The organism is Novosphingobium aureum, assembly GCF_015865035.1.
Lineage (GTDB): Bacteria > Pseudomonadota > Alphaproteobacteria > Sphingomonadales > Sphingomonadaceae > Novosphingobium > Novosphingobium aureum.
This window is the reverse complement of the sequence record NZ_JADZGI010000001.1, coordinates 1,773,296-1,787,232: the sequence shown is the minus strand read 5'-3', so window position 1 is coordinate 1,787,232 and position 13,937 is coordinate 1,773,296. Positions and strand designations below refer to the sequence as shown.

The following is a 13,937-nucleotide window of genomic DNA, read 5'->3' as shown; positions in this document are numbered from 1 at the left end:
CTGGATCGCGCAAGATCGTCTCGACCCCAGTTTCGCCAGCGCGCGCATCAGCCGAGCGCCGGGCGGACTGCCCGCACCACAGGGCCTCGCGCTCTTTGACGACCACCTCGAACCGACAGGATCACGATTGGCCCATGCGGCACGCCGAGATTCCCACCCCCGCCTCTGCCTCGATGCTACCCGCCGGATCGCAGCGTCCCGGCCTGCGCTCGCAGATACTGCTCGCAGGCGGCATGGTCTCGGGCATTTCCGCCGGACTGGCGGTCAAGGTTCTCTATCCGGGCAGCACGCATCTGGAGACGTTCCTGGTGTGGTTCGTGCGTCCGATCGAGCAGCTGTTCCTGGGATCGCTGTTCCTGCTGATCGCACCCTTGCTGTTCAGTTCGGTGGTCAGCGGCGTCGCGCGGCTTCGCGGCTCCAACACGATGCCCGGCCTGCTGGCGACGACGCTGGCCTACATGTTCGCGGTCTCGGCCGCGGCAGCCCTCATCGCCATGTCGATGACCAACCTGTTCCGCCCCGGTGACGGTATCCCTCCCGAGATCGGCCAGCGCCTGCTGACGATGCAGGTCGCGCACCTGCCCAGCTCGATGTCGCCTTTGATCCCCAGTCCGTGGAGCCCCAACGGGATCATCGTGATCCTCGTCGTGCTCTCGAGCGCGATAGCATGGGCCTTGCCGACATTGCGGCGGCAGAAGGGGCAAGGCCTCGTACGGCGGTGCGACCGGGTCTTCGCGGTGGGCATGAAGGTGCTCTCGACGGTCATGCGCTTCGCCCCGCTGGCGGTCGCCTGCTTCATGTTCGACATGACCGTGATGTTCGGCTGGCACCTGATCCTCTATCTCGGTGCCTACATCGGCGTCGTCACCGCAGCGCTCGTGCTGCAGGTCATGGTCACCTTCATGATCGTCGTGTGGATGCGCGCCGACGTCAGTCCCGCGGTATTCCTGCATTCGGTACACGAGGCGGCACTGATCGCCTTCTCCACCTCATCCTCGAACGCGACCCTGCCAACCGCGCTCAAGGTCGCGGAGAGCGATCTCAAGCTGCCCGGCCGCATCGCCCGTCCATTGCTCGGCATCGGCACCGTTGCCAACCAGAGTGGCACCACGATCTACATCGTCGTCACCGTGCTGTTCATCGGCCAGTTCTTCGGCATGGACACCGCGCTCGACCGGCAGGCCCTCGTCTTCACGGTCGCCACGCTGGCCGGCATGGTGACGGTCGGCGTACCTGGCGGCGCATTGCCGATGGTCGCCACCGTCCTCGCGCTCGCCGGGCTGCCCCCCGAAGGAATCGGCCTCGTCATCGGCGTGGACCGCCTGCTCGACATGGCCCGCACCCTCGTCAACGTCGTCGGCGATCTTGCCATCGCGGTCGCCATCAGCCGCGAACCCGTCGCCGCACTTCCTGCCACATCACCCGGAGCCACGTCCCAATGAGCGGTACGATCGAAGCCACGATGAAAGACGGCCGCAGCGCCCGCGTCACCCGGCAGGTACTGATCGCCATCGTGCTGGCCATCGCCACCGGCCTGTTCCTGCGCAATGGCATGGGCCTCGAGCAGGCACAGGCAGCGCGCGTTGCCGGGTACCTGCACTTGCCTGCCGACGTCTTCCTTCACCTGATCAAGATGATCGTCGCACCGCTGGTGTTCTCCACGCTGGTCTACGGCATCTCGCATGCTGGCGACAGCACAGGCCTTGGCCGTATCGGCCTGCGCGCGATGATCTGGTTCCTGACCGCGAGCCTGATCTCGCTCTCGATCGGGATGGTCATGGTCAACCTGTTCGAGCCGGGCACGGGCCTTGGCCTGCAGGCCGGCGGCGCTGCCAGCGGCATCGACCCGCAGGCGCTCGATTTGCGCAGCTTCGTGCTTCACGTGTTCCCGGTCTCGATGACCCAGGCCATGGCCGAAAACGAGATCCTGCAGATCGTCGTGTTCTCGCTGTTCATCGGCTTCGGCCTGTGTGCCATCGGAGAAAAGGGGCGCCCGATCGTCGTCCTCACCGAAGCGATGGTCGCGCTCATGCTCAAGGTCACCGGCTATGTCATGACGCTCGCGCCGATCGCGGTCTACAGCGCCTTGTCGAGCGCGCTGATCGAGCACGGCGTCGGCATTCTCGTCACCTTCGCGCAGCTGCTCGTCGAGTATTACCTCGCCCTGGCGCTGCTGTGGGCGCTGATCCTCGCGGCCGGTTTCAAGATCCTTGGCCGTTCGCTCGGCGCGCTTCTCACCGCCGTGCGAGAGCCATTGGCCATCGCCTTCACCACGGCTTCCTCCGAAGCCGCGCTGCCCAAGCTGATGGAGCGGCTGGAAAGCTTCGGCGTGCCGCGAAGGGTCTACAGCTTCGTCCTGCCGCTGGGCTACAGCTTCAACCTCGACGGTTCGATGATGTCGGCGACTTTCACCACGCTGTTCATCTGCCAAGCCTACGGTATCGAGGTCCCCCTCGCCACCCAGATCACCATGCTGCTCACCCTGATGGTCACCAGCAAGGGCATCGCCGGGGTGCCGCGCGCCAGTCTGGTCGTCGTCGCGGCCACGCTGAGCCAGTTCGGGCTGCCGGTCGAGGGGGTCGCCTTCGTCCTCGCGATCGACCAGTTCATGGATATGGGGCGCACCGCGACCAACGTGCTCGGCAATGCCGTCGCCACCGCGTCGATCGGCCGGATCGAACAGGCAAGCGGCACCCTTCAAACGACAGACCCGGCCTCGGACGAAGTCATCGCGACCCTCGGAGAAGCGGCAAGCCTCGCCGAGGCGTGAACGCCCCCGCCCGCGCGCCTGACCGGTAGGCTTTCAGCTGTCCGCCTGCGCGCAAAGCCGGGCGAGCAGGCGCTGGACGAGACCGAACCAGGCATCGAAATCCTCGTCACCCAACCAGTGGATCGACAGCACGTCGCCGGCGCGCGGCCCCTCCAGCCCTGCCTCGGCGATGTCGGCCAGCACTCGCGCGCCCTCGATCAGCCAGAGCACGCGGCGAATGCAGACATGGGGCGCCCCGTTGGCAGCCTCCAGCATTCGCCCGAGCAGGTCATCGTCGGCGGTCAGGAAAGCAAGCAGGAGCAGCCAGCCGATCTCGCAAGGATCGAGCAGGCCGAGCGCCGCGTCGCGGCTGCCCTGTAGCCGGGCGCGCCGCACCAGCCATTCGCGCGCGCCCTCGCGCTCGCCCAGCGCGAGCGAGATCGCCCCCATCAGGAACCACGGCTCACCGACATGGCCGACCCAGCCCATCACCTCGGTGAGATCGCGCGTAGCAGCAGCGAGGTCGCCGCCGCTTAGCAGCGCTTCGCGTGCGGCGCGCAGGCGCTGTGCCATGGGGTTGTCACGGACCATGTACCCCGCAATGCGAAGGCCCTGCCCGCTTGCGGCAGCCGCTCGAAATGCACCGAATATGCCGTCCTGCTCGACCACTTCACCGGGACCGAGTGCGCTGTGGCAAGCGTGCCAGTCGAAAATCTGCTTCCAGTTGCAGCGCGTATAGCGCGCATGGACGAGAGCATGGCCCTTGCTTCGTATCTCCTCGTAGCGCTGCGGGTCGCGCGCCGTGGCCAGGACCCGCTCGTAGAGCGCCGGGCCCGCCTCGCCGAGCAGGCAGTTCTCGCCATCGACGAAGCCGTAGTCGGCCAGCGCGCGCGAGGGAGGCGATACCAGCACCGCGCCACAGGCGGGTATCTCGAGATGCTTGCGCACGACGTAGTCGAGCCGCGTGGTGTCCGCCGCGCAGAACCAGCTGCGCGAAAGCATGCGCGCATAGGCCTCGCCATGAATGGCAAACGGCGCGGGTTCGCTGCGGACATAGCCGGGGTGCGTGTAGAGCAGCGTTGGCACAAGGTGCTGGATCTCTTCGGTCAGCTTGGCCCGCCAAGGATAGAAGCCGGGAAACAGGTGTGCGCTGGCGATCATGAAAGGGATCACGCGCGGCTCGCAATACTCGCGAAATACCGTGGCATCGACGAACTTGGGCAGAACGAAGCAGTTGAAACGCCGCAGTTCCTTCATCTGCTCGAGGTCTTCGCTGCCCGTGCAGAAGATCGTCTCGATGCCGTAGGCGCTGACCATGTCCATGGTTAGCGGGCGCATCGGATCGTGCGGATCGCTGTTGAGCAAGAGTGCGCGCGGGACCTGAGGAAATGCTTCGCTGCTGGTGATGCGCGGGGGATGGCTGCGCCCCCAGTGCAAGGCATCGAACAGGACGAAATCGGGCCGCACCCGCTCCATCGCCACGGCCATGTCGAAGTCCCCCTCGATCACCTCGACGTCGCCGTGCAAGGCCAGCGCGTCGAGCCACTCGTCGACCACGCCATGCAGCTCTCGTGCGCAATCCGGATTGGCGTGTCCGCGCACGCACAGCACCTTCTTTCGCGCAGGCCCTGCGCTCATCGCCCCTTCCCCGCGAAGAAGCCGTGGATGGCGGCAATGACACGGTCCTGCTGGCCTTCGCTCATGCCTGCAAAAAGGGGCAGCGAGAGGCCGTTGCACGCCCAGTCCTCGCTCCTCGCAAAGCCTTCGTCCGCAGCCGGCACGATGCCGGCAAGGCACGGCTGGCGATAGAGCGGCACAGGGTAGTGCAGGCCGGTCTGTACCCCATGGCGTTGGAGATGGCTGCGCAGCGCATCGCGCGCACTGGCTCGCACGACGTAGAGGTGGTGGACGTGGCTGCCGTGGACCGTGCAGGGCAGACGCAGCGGCGTGTCAGCCAGCAGGGCATTGTAGCGCGCGGCAAGTGCGCGCCGCTGCTCGGTCCAGTCGTCGAGATGCTCGAGCTTGGCCGACAGGACCAGCGCCTGAATCGCGTCCATGCGGTAGTTGTAGCCAACCTCCTCGTGAACGTAGCGCTCGCGCTGGCCGTGATCGCGCAGCGCACGCAGCCGTGCGGCCATCGCCATGTCGTCGGTGACGACGAGCCCCCCCTCACCCGCTGCGCCGAGATTCTTTGCGGGATAGAAGCTGAAGCAGCCCATCGCCCCGAAACTGCCCAGCGCGCGCCCTTGCCAGCGCGCTCCGATCGCCTGCGCCGCATCCTCGATCACCTCGAGGCCGTGTGCCATGGCGAAATCGAGCAAGGCGGCGATGTCGACGGCCTGGCCATAGAGGTGCACTGGCACGATGGCCCGCACGCGCAGGCCTTGCTGCTCGCACGCGGCCAGCCGCCGTGCCGCATCGGCGAAGTCGATCGTCCCGGTTGCGTCCTCGACGTCGCAGAACACCGGCACTGCCCCTTGATAGAGCAGGCCCCAGATCGTCCCGATGAAGCTGTGCGCGGGTACAAGCACCCGATCGCCCGGTCCGATCCCGGCGGCGACCACCGCGAGATGCAACGCAGCGCTACCGCTGCTCACCGCGATAGCATGACGCACGCCGAGATAGCCGGCGAGCGCATCCTCCAGCTCGGCGACCCAGGGACCGAGCGAAAAGGCGCTCGCCTCGAACAGGGTTTCGAGCTCGGGCAGGACACGCGCGCGCACCTGCGCCCATTGCGGCGCAAGATCGACGAAGGGCACGCACGGGTCTGGGATACGGGTCATGGCCCGCCTCCCTCGCCAGCACTGCGCCGCTCGCGCATGTCCCCGATCACGCGCGCCGGTACTCCGGCGACGAGAGCAAACGGCTCCACGCTGCGGGTCACGACCGAGCCGGCGGCAATGCAGGCGCCCTCGCCGATCACGACCGGCAGGATCGTCGCACCCGAGCCAATCGAGGCTCCGCGCCCAACATGCGTCTCGCGGCAGGTCCAGTCACCTGCTGCTTGCAGGCGGCCATCCGAGTTGGTCGCCGCCGGGACCCTGTCGTTGGTGAACATGACCCCGTGCCCGACGAAGACCGCATCCTCGATGGTGACCCCGGTGCACACGAAGCTGTGCGACTGGATCTTGCAGTTCGCACCGATCTCTACGCCCCGCTGTATCTCGACAAAGGTGCCGATGCGCGTACCTGCACCGATGCGGCAGCCGTATAGGTTGACCAGCTCGGGATGATGGACGCGCGCATCGCGGTGCAGCTCGACATCTTCGGCAATCGGCATCAGGCGGCCCTGCGGCAGGTCTTGGCGAGCGTATCGCCCAGAACGGCGACCACCGTGTCCTGCTCGGCCCGTGTCATCCCGCAAAACAGCGGCACGATCAGATGCGTGTCGCCGACATGTTCGGTCCGGGCGAGGTTGCCGCGCCGGGCATCGCGCCAGGGCGGCTCGCGGTGACAGGCCATGACCGCCGGGCGCGTCGCCACGCCGTGTTCGAGCATCGCCTGCATGACCTGATCGCGCGCCCCCCCCTCGGGCAGGCCAATGGTGAAGCTTTGCCAATTGCTGCGCGCCCAGTCCGGCTCTTGCGGCAGTTCCAGTCCGGGAACCTGTGCGAGAAGGTTCAGGTAGCGCGCGGCCAGTTCGCGGCGCTCGGCGACAATACCCTCGAGCCGGGTCAGTTGCACCCGCCCTACCGCGGCCTGCAGGTCGCTCATGCGATAGTTGAACCCGGTCTCGAGGTAGGTTTCCACCAGCACCTTGTCGGCGCGATGCCGCGCAAGGTCGGAAAGGCTCATGCCATGTTGACGCAAGGAACGGCAGCGCGCGTCGAGCTGCGGATCGCGGCTGGTGATCATGCCGCCCTCGCCGGTAGTGAGTATCTTGCGCGGGTGGAACGAGAAGCAGGCGACATCGCCCACCGGGCTGCCAATCGCCTGCCATTGCCCCTCCAGCCGGACCTCGCTTCCCACCGCGCAGGCCGCGTCCTCGACCAGCCGTAGCCCGTGCCTATGCGCGATGCCCGCGATAGCGGCGAGATCGCAAGGCATCCCGAGCTGGTGGACACACAGCACCGCGCGCGTGCGTGGCGAGATCAGCGCCTCGATCGCTGCGGGATCGAGGTTGAAACCGGTTTGCTCGATATCGGCGAAGACCGGCTCGGCCCCGCACATGTGCACGGCATTGGCGCTGGCGATGAAGCTGTGGCTGACAGTGATTACCTCGTCGCCCGGCCCCACGCCGAGAGCCAGCAGCGCCAAGTGGAGCGCGGCGGTACAGCTGGACACGGCACAGGCGTGGGGCGCCCCGACACGCTGCGCAAACTCGTCCTCGAAGGCGGCAACCTGCGGGCCTTGCGTCAACCAGCCCGAGGCGATGACCTGCGCCACAGCCTCGGCCTCGCGTAACCCCATGAACGGTTTCGCCAGCGGGATCACGACGCGCAGGCCTCGCGCGCATGGCCTTCGCGTTCGCTTTGCGCACGCCACCAGTCCACAAGATCGCGCAGGCCGCGCTCGAGCGGGATCGCGGAGCGGAAGTCGAGTTCCTCGTGAGCGCGGGTCACATCGGCGAGGCGTCGCTCGACCGGGTTGACCGCGCGCGCCTCGCGGGTCTCGATGCCCAGATCCTCGCGCCCCATGATCGCAAGCAAAGTTGCGGCGAGTGTGCGCAGCGAGACCTCGTTCCCGCTGGCGATATTGTAGACCCGGTCGGAAACAGGAGCGAGCACAGCCGCGAGGTTGGCGCGCGCGACATCGCGCACATCGATGAAGTCCATGGTCTGCGAACCGTCGCCAAAGATCACCGGCGGCAGCCCCTGCGCGATCCGCTCCATCCAGCGGATCAGGACCTCGGTGTACTTGCCATGGATATCCATGCGCGGCCCGTAGACGTTGAAATAGCGCAGTGCCGCGTAAGGCAGGCCGTGCATCTCGTTGAAGGCGCGCAACATGCTCTCGTTGAACAGCTTGAGCCCGCCGTAGAGCGTCCGGTCGGCATAAGGCGCGGCATCCTCGCGGATCGGAAAATGCCCCGCCAGCCCGTAAATCGAGGCGGAAGAGGCTGCGACCACCTTCTCGACACGGTGCCTTGCACAGGCCTCGAACAGCGTGAAGCTCGCGCGTCCCATGACCTCGAAGGCAAGCGCCGGCTCGGCCGCGCAATGGGTGATGCGCAGCGCGGCCTGGTGGAACACGATGTCGGCATCACGCACGCGCGCCTCGACAAGTCCGGCATCGCGTACGTCCCCCTCGACCAGCGTGACGCGCCCGGTCGCGAGCGCCGAAGCGAGGTTGCCCGGATGCCCGCGCACCATGTTGTCGATCACGGTGACAGCAGCGACATTGTGGGTCAGCAGCTGGTCGACGATATGCGAACCGACAAATCCGGCACCGCCCGTCACCAGCACCCGCTTACCCGCCAGCGCGTTACCGCCGACGATTTCGGCGCGATGAGAGGGCGCTGGCGAAACCTTCATCGCTTCATGCCGCGACCGTGCGGGGTGCCGCACAAGCCATAGCCGAGCGCGCGCGTTCGAGACTCTCATCGAGCGCGGTCTGCGCCCGTTCGAGCGTACGCACGATGCGCCGCCCCAACCGCCCGTCGCTGCGCGGCGCAGCCTCGCCGGCAATGACCTGCCGGAAATGCTCGACCGCCAGTGCCAGCGGTTCGTCTCCACCAAGCCTCGGCGATGTAACCGAGCCGATGCGATAGTTGGGCAGGATGATCTCACGATCCTGCCGGGGATGGATGGTGATGCCGCTGTCGTGGATCTTGAGCGGCTCGTCGCGGTTGAGATCGTCCCACACCGCCATCCTCGCGCTGCCGCCGACCGCGATGCGCCGCACCTTGACCGGAGACATCCAGCTCAGGTTGAGATGCGCGACCATCGGGCCGGGATAGTGAAAGGTCAGATAGGCGATATCGGGAAAGCCCGGGTTCACGTGGCAGTGCCCGGAAGCCTCGATGTGCACCGGCTCGCAGGCGAAAAGATGGTCGAGGATCGAGAGGTCGTGCGGAGCGAGGTCCCACAGCACGTTCACGTCGGGCTGGAACAGGCCCAGATTAACTCGCTGGGAATCGAAGTAGCTGATCTGGCCCAACGCGCCCGAACGCACCAGTTCGCCCAGCTTGATGACCGCGGGATGAAACAGGAAGGTATGGTCCGCCATCAGCGTGAGCCCGTGCAGTTCGGCACGCGCAACCAGTTCGTCGGCTTCGGCGCTGCTGGCACATAGGGGCTTTTCGACCATGACATGCTTGCCGCGCTCCAGCGCCACGCGGGCCTGCGCGAAATGGCAGGCAACCGGCGTGGCGAGCACCACGGCATCGACCTCCGGATCGCCGATAAGGTCCGTCGCGTCTTCGTAAATGCGAAGGTCGCGATCGCGTGCTGCCAGTCCTTCGCGCACTTCCGGCTTGGCATCGGCCAGCGCAACCAGCGCGATCCCGGCGTTGGCCGAAAGTGCGCGCAAGAGGTTCTTGCCCCAGTACCCCAGTCCGCAAAGGCCGATCCTGATCATGGACCAAGCGCTAGGGGCACAGCGTTTAGAACATCTCAAGCCTGTGCCCGTGGTAAACCCTCAGTCCAGCCGCGAGGGCGAGAGAGATCGTCGCACGGCGCCGGATTCTTACCCTTAGGCAGACCCTGCACCCGCCCCGCTGGCGCGATGCCATCGCCCGTCATTCACCTGGGTTGCCCAGCCGCCGTTCGAGCGCCTCCAGCCGCGCCTCGAGGCGGGCCAGCGAGCGGGGCGCGCTGACCCGCTCGCCCGGCGCGACATCGCGATCGACGAAAGTCAGTGGCGAGACCATCGCACCGTCACCGATGGTGACACCCGCCGCTATCACCGAGGGGCCGGCAATGAAGCAGTCGCGTCCGATCCGGGTCTCACGGTAGACGATGCTGTCACGCGTGCGCCCGGTCTCGCCGCGGATCGCCTGCAGATGGCTGCTATGGCTCCAGACCATCACGCCAAGCCCGATCTGCGCGCCATCTCCTATGCTCAGCCCGCCCTGCGCATCGAGCACGGCACCTTCGCCAATCCACACGTTGCGCCCGAGGACCAGCTTTTCCGGCGCGAGGATCTTGGCACGCTCGCGGATGCGGCAGCCTTGGGGAAGGCCGAAAAACTCGGCTCTTTCCCGATCGGTCATCAGCACGCTGGCGTGATAGCGCAGGATCTGTGCGCGCAATTGCGCATCACTGGCTAAACCATCCTTGCCCGCGTCCCGGTTCTCGCCACCTTCCGCGCCCTCGCTCCGGCACGCGCCAGCGGCGATCAGCGGCAGGAGAGCCGACAAGCGCTCGTCGTCGCGCGCACCGGCCAAACCGGACACGGCCGCTTCGAGCGCTGCGCGATCGAGACCGAGCAGGCCGGCAAGAGCGTCGAGGGGCGAAGACGAAGGCGAAGGCGCGCTCACCTGCGCAAGGCCCGCAGGTTGTCGAGGAAGCGCGCGTGGGCAATGGCGAAGTTGCCGCTGACATGGCCCCCATCCTCGACATCGCGGGTCACCACCGCTCCGAGCGTTATACGCGCGCTGTTCCCGATGTTCAGACCGTTCGAGACAGTCGCGTTGGGACCGATCCGCGCGCCGTCCCCGATCTGCGTCGATCCGCCGATCATGGCATGGGCAATCACCTGGCAATTGCGCCCGATCCGCACGTTGTGCGCAACATGGACGAGGTTGTCGATCACGCTGTCCTCTCCGATCTCGGTGACGCCCCCATAGAGCCCCCGGTCGACCGAGACATTGCACTGGATAACCGCGCCGCGCCTGATCAGGACGCTTCCGTAGTGGGGTACGAGACGCTGCCGCCCCGCCAGCATGCCCACCTCGAAGCCCTCGCCCCCGATCACGCTATTGGCACCGATCACGGCATCGTCCTCGATCGAGACCCTCTCGTGAATGACCGCGTTGGCACCTATCGAGACCCGCTCCCCGATCGTCACCCCATGCTCGGCGATGACCGCAAGCGGGTGGATAGAGGCCGACGAGGCGATCGCATTGGGAACCGGGCCGGACAGCTCGAGGCTGGCTCCGTGGCGCAGGTAGGCAGCGAGGAACAGCTCGCGCGGATCCTCGCACAGGGCCAGCGCGAAACCTTGCGGGACCAGCGCAGCAAGGTCCTTGGTCGTCAGCACCGCACCGTGACCGGCCAGCCGCTGCAACTGATCGGTGAAGCGCGGGTCTGCGAAGTAGTGCAGCAAGCCCTCGCGGTTCATGGAAAGCGGGCCGAATCCCGTCACCGCACCATCGCGCAGGACCCGCGCGGGCAAACCCTCCAGCACTTGTGTCAGCAGCACCCGTCCCTATCCCTTCCCCGGTCACAATGTCCGGCACAATTGGGCCAGCGTCACGAATTCCCCGCCCGAGCGCCGCACCCAGTCGATCACCGTATCGAGAAAAGTCGCCGCCCCGGCACCGCGATGACGCAAGGCCTGCGCCTCGTGCGCGGCAAGAGTGGGGATACGGTTGCGCTGCGCCGCGTAGAACTGCCCGTCAGGCACATTCAGCGCCCAGATAAAGGGATGGAAGTTCAGAACCTTGACCCCCGGGCTCGCAAAGAGCTCACGATATTCGGCGAAGTTCCAGTGCCCGCCTGTGGTCCAGTGGACATCATCTTCGAAAAAGACCGGAAGGCGCAGCACCCCGTTCCAGTGCCGAAGCGCAGGCAAGCCTTGCTGGAGGTGGCAACACAGGTTGCTGTCGAGCGTGACCCCGCGCCGCGCAAGAGCAGCGGCAATTGCGCTGGAATCGACATAGCAATGGCTGCGGGACGCCACCGGCTCTGGGACGAGCGCAAGCACATGGTCGAGCACCTCGTCGACCGTGTGCCCGTGGCTGCTGCCCGGCCCGAAATTGGGATGGATGCCAAGCTGCACCTTACCCGCCGCAGCCGCACCCTCGAGCACCGCGGAACGATGCGTCACGAACAAGGTCGGCACGATGCCGCAGCGCGCCATGTGCCGGACATAGGCATCGAGACAATATTCGGAGGCCCAATCGACGTCTCCGGTCAGGACGAACCTGTGCCTCGCCATAGCCCGCCCAATGCTCCCTGCGATGCTGCTCTCATCCCTGCCCCGCGGACCTCGCGCCAGCCCACATGCCGGTCCCGCTCGCGACCGGACAGCCAGGCCCGGCCCGAGCCAGCTTGCGCGGCATCGATACAAATGCCGTCGGCGCCCAGTCTAGGCACGCTCCCCCAATTGCCGAGCACATCTGGCGCCGTTCCGGACCTATTTCAGCGATGCCAATCGTTCACGCTCGCTTCCAGCGGACACCATGTCCTGAGCGTTGGGCAATCCCACATCCGCAGCAAACAAAGAAAAACCCCCGCAAGCCTGAGGCTTCGGGGGTCTTCTTGGTGGTAGCGGAGGAGGGACTCGAACCCCCGACACGCGGATTATGATTCCGCTGCTCTAACCGGCTGAGCTACTCCGCCATACCATCGCCGGGGTGCCTCGAGAGACTGTCCGGCCCGATGTGGTGCGCCGCATGTGCAGCGCAGGCCGCGTCCTCTAGGGGGGGGATCGGGTTCGGTCAATAGGGAAAAATCATCCGCGACCGCGAAATTTCATCTCGCGCAAGGGACGCCACAATCCGTCCTCGTAGGCGTGCAGTTCGAAGCCCGCGAAGCGGAAGCGGCGGGGGTGGAATTGCGGCTCTAGTTCGGCCCTCAGCGCCCTCGCCTCGCTGGCGGTGACCTTGTTCTGGATGGTGACGTGAAGGCGCAGCGGCTGGGCATCCTGGCTGCTGAGAAGCCCGTGCATGCGCTCGGCGATCTCGGCGTGGAGCGCGACCATCGCTTCGCTGCGGATGGCAAGCGCGGTTCCGCTGCCAAGGTTCATCAATCGCTCGACCACTGCCTCGGGCGGCGGCGCGGCGGCGAGGTCCTTGAGCAGGCGCACCAGTTCGTCCTCGACCGAGGGCGGCAGCGCATGGAACAGCGTGACGTGGGCGTGGAGCCGGTTTCGTTCGGGCGGGAAATGCGCGCGGCGCAGACCATCGGCCCAGGCGAAGACATCGGGCGGAAGCTGCGCGGTGACGATCAGCGGCGCGCCCGGCTTGCGGGTCGGGGCCAGTTCGTGTCCGGGCAGGTTGGCCATCGTACGCTGGAACTCCTCGTTAGCCCCGAGCTAACGCGGCCTCATACCGGCTCACACCGTAGAGCCACCGAAAGGCAACGCGTCAGATCTCGCCGCGCTCCCGGCGGATCGCGAACCACTTCTTCACGTTCTCGTTGTGCTTTTCGAGGCTCGCGGCAAAGACGTGGCCGCCCGTGCCATCGGCGACCATGTAGAGCGCATCGGTCTTGGCCGGGTGCAGCACGGCCTCGATCGAGGCGCGGCCCGGATTACAGATCGGGTGCGCGGGCAGGCCGACCATGGTGTAGGTGTTGTAATCGTTGACCGCCTGGATCTCGGACTGGCGGATGCGCCTGCCGAGCGGCTTGCCCTTCGTGATCGGGTAGATGATCGTCGGATCGGCCTGCAGCAGCATGCCCTGCTTGAGGCGGTTCGAGTAGAGCCCGGCGACGACGGTACGCTCCTCGCTCTTGCCGGTCTCCTTCTCGACGATCGAGGCGAGGATCAGCGCTTCCTCGGGCGTCTTGACGACGAGGTCCTTGCCGCGCTCGGCCCACAGCTCCTTGAGCGTGCGGCTCATCGCCGCCTGCATGCGGCGCAGCACTTCCTCGCGCGCATCGCCCTTCTGGTAGGCATAGCTGTCGGGCAGGACCGAGCCTTCCTCGGGCACGGCGACCTTGCCGGTCAGCTCCTTGTTGGCCTCCAGCCGCTCGAGCACCATGATCGAGGGCATGCCCTCGGGGATGGTCACGAAGCGGCGGATGACATCGTCGCTGGTGATGATCGAGAGAACCTGCGAGGGGCTCGCGTGGGCGGGAATCGCGAACTCGCCCGCCTTGATCGTACGCCCGCCCGCGAAGATGCGCGCGCGCAGCGAGAAGCCGCCGGCCGAGCGCACCAGCCCCTTTTCCTCGAGCCGCTCGGCGACAGCGCTCAGGCTGGCGCCGCTCGGCACGACGAAGCTAGTCTCCTTCTCGAGCGGGCCGGAACCGTACCAGCCGCCCAGAAAACTCCAGAGAGCCAGCCCCAGCGCAAGCGCCAGGGCCAGAACGATCGCATAGGCGCGGCGAGTCATCATCGCGAGCCGGACCCGGTCGGG

The 13,937-nt window shown here is 66.5% G+C and carries 13 protein-coding genes and 1 tRNA gene; 2 read left to right on the top strand and 12 right to left on the bottom strand.

Annotation, left to right across the window (positions count from 1 at the left end):
• The first annotated feature begins 134 nt into the window (after positions 1-134).
• Both I5E68_RS08485 and I5E68_RS08480 read left to right on the top strand, forming a co-directional pair.
• The gene (locus I5E68_RS08485) at positions 135-1,442 is read left to right on the top strand and encodes a dicarboxylate/amino acid:cation symporter (RefSeq protein ID WP_197162895.1); all 1,308 of its coding nucleotides are present in this window, start codon (positions 135-137) and stop codon (positions 1,440-1,442) included.
• On the top strand, positions 1,439-2,770 hold the full coding sequence (locus tag I5E68_RS08480; protein WP_228726891.1) for a dicarboxylate/amino acid:cation symporter: 1,332 nt from the start codon (positions 1,439-1,441) through the stop codon (positions 2,768-2,770). The genes I5E68_RS08485 and I5E68_RS08480 overlap by 4 nt, the downstream gene beginning before the upstream one ends.
• Positions 2,771-2,803: 33 nt before the next feature.
• Here the strand turns inward: I5E68_RS08480 and I5E68_RS08475 are convergent, their stop codons facing one another.
• The 12 genes from I5E68_RS08475 to mltG all read right to left on the bottom strand — a co-directional run bounded on the left by I5E68_RS08475 (position 2,804) and on the right by mltG (position 13,916).
• Positions 2,804-4,387 carry a glycosyltransferase family protein gene (locus I5E68_RS08475; RefSeq protein ID WP_197162893.1) on the bottom strand — a complete coding sequence of 528 codons (1,584 nt, stop codon included), beginning with the start codon at positions 4,385-4,387 and terminating at the stop codon, positions 2,804-2,806.
• Positions 4,384-5,532, bottom strand: coding sequence for a DegT/DnrJ/EryC1/StrS family aminotransferase (locus tag I5E68_RS08470; protein ID WP_197162891.1), 1,149 nt, complete (start codon positions 5,530-5,532; stop codon positions 4,384-4,386). The genes I5E68_RS08475 and I5E68_RS08470 overlap by 4 nt, the downstream gene beginning before the upstream one ends.
• Entirely contained in the window at positions 5,529-6,029 is a 501-nt protein-coding gene (locus I5E68_RS08465) for an acyltransferase (RefSeq protein ID WP_197162889.1), read from the bottom strand. The genes I5E68_RS08470 and I5E68_RS08465 overlap by 4 nt, the downstream gene beginning before the upstream one ends.
• On the bottom strand, positions 6,029-7,159 hold the full coding sequence (locus I5E68_RS08460) for a DegT/DnrJ/EryC1/StrS family aminotransferase (RefSeq protein WP_197162887.1): 1,131 nt from the start codon (positions 7,157-7,159) through the stop codon (positions 6,029-6,031). Before I5E68_RS08460 ends, I5E68_RS08465 begins: the two co-directional genes overlap by 1 nt.
• A 20-nt stretch (positions 7,160-7,179) precedes the next feature.
• Complete coding sequence (locus I5E68_RS08455; protein WP_197162885.1) at positions 7,180-8,223, bottom strand: NAD-dependent epimerase/dehydratase family protein; 1,044 nt, start codon at positions 8,221-8,223, stop codon at positions 7,180-7,182.
• 4 nt (positions 8,224-8,227) lie between these two features.
• Entirely contained in the window at positions 8,228-9,268 is a 1,041-nt protein-coding gene (locus I5E68_RS08450; RefSeq protein ID WP_197162883.1) for a Gfo/Idh/MocA family protein, read from the bottom strand.
• Between the two features lie 160 nt (positions 9,269-9,428).
• Positions 9,429-10,169 carry an acyltransferase gene (locus I5E68_RS20360; protein WP_197162881.1) on the bottom strand — a complete coding sequence of 247 codons (741 nt, stop codon included), beginning with the start codon at positions 10,167-10,169 and terminating at the stop codon, positions 9,429-9,431.
• On the bottom strand, positions 10,166-11,053 hold the full coding sequence (locus I5E68_RS08440) for a DapH/DapD/GlmU-related protein (RefSeq protein WP_197162878.1): 888 nt from the start codon (positions 11,051-11,053) through the stop codon (positions 10,166-10,168). Before I5E68_RS08440 ends, I5E68_RS20360 begins: the two co-directional genes overlap by 4 nt.
• 21 nt (positions 11,054-11,074) lie before the next feature.
• The gene (locus I5E68_RS08435) at positions 11,075-11,791 is read right to left on the bottom strand and encodes a polysaccharide deacetylase WbmS family protein (RefSeq protein WP_228726890.1); all 717 of its coding nucleotides are present in this window, start codon (positions 11,789-11,791) and stop codon (positions 11,075-11,077) included.
• 327 nt (positions 11,792-12,118) lie between these two features.
• A tRNA-Met gene (locus I5E68_RS08430) sits at positions 12,119-12,195 on the bottom strand.
• A gap of 112 nt (positions 12,196-12,307) precedes the next feature.
• The gene (locus I5E68_RS08425) at positions 12,308-12,859 is read right to left on the bottom strand and encodes a 2'-5' RNA ligase family protein (RefSeq protein WP_197162875.1); all 552 of its coding nucleotides are present in this window, start codon (positions 12,857-12,859) and stop codon (positions 12,308-12,310) included.
• Between the two features lie 82 nt (positions 12,860-12,941).
• Complete coding sequence (gene mltG / locus I5E68_RS08420) at positions 12,942-13,916, bottom strand: endolytic transglycosylase MltG (RefSeq protein WP_197162874.1); 975 nt, start codon at positions 13,914-13,916, stop codon at positions 12,942-12,944.
• Positions 13,917-13,937: the final 21 nt, after the last annotated feature.

Bases quoted from the DNA above. Each gene is read 5' to 3' on its own strand.
- I5E68_RS08425 (WP_197162875.1), bottom strand. From the start codon at position 12,859: ATGGCCAACCTGCCCGGACACGAACTGGCCCCGACCCGCAAGCCGGGC.
- I5E68_RS08435 (WP_228726890.1), bottom strand. From the start codon at position 11,791: ATGGCGAGGCACAGGTTCGTCCTGACCGGAGACGTCGATTGGGCCTCC.
- I5E68_RS08465 (WP_197162889.1), bottom strand. From the start codon at position 6,029: ATGCCGATTGCCGAAGATGTCGAGCTGCACCGCGATGCGCGCGTCCAT.
- I5E68_RS08485 (WP_197162895.1), top strand. From the start codon at position 135: ATGCGGCACGCCGAGATTCCCACCCCCGCCTCTGCCTCGATGCTACCC.
- I5E68_RS08460 (WP_197162887.1), bottom strand. From the start codon at position 7,159: ATGGGGTTACGCGAGGCCGAGGCTGTGGCGCAGGTCATCGCCTCGGGC.
- mltG (WP_197162874.1), bottom strand. From the start codon at position 13,916: ATGATGACTCGCCGCGCCTATGCGATCGTTCTGGCCCTGGCGCTTGCG.
- I5E68_RS08470 (WP_197162891.1), bottom strand. From the start codon at position 5,532: ATGACCCGTATCCCAGACCCGTGCGTGCCCTTCGTCGATCTTGCGCCG.
- I5E68_RS08475 (WP_197162893.1), bottom strand. From the start codon at position 4,387: ATGAGCGCAGGGCCTGCGCGAAAGAAGGTGCTGTGCGTGCGCGGACAC.
- I5E68_RS08450 (WP_197162883.1), bottom strand. From the start codon at position 9,268: ATGATCAGGATCGGCCTTTGCGGACTGGGGTACTGGGGCAAGAACCTC.
- I5E68_RS08455 (WP_197162885.1), bottom strand. From the start codon at position 8,223: ATGAAGGTTTCGCCAGCGCCCTCTCATCGCGCCGAAATCGTCGGCGGT.
- I5E68_RS08480 (WP_228726891.1), top strand. From the start codon at position 1,439: ATGAGCGGTACGATCGAAGCCACGATGAAAGACGGCCGCAGCGCCCGC.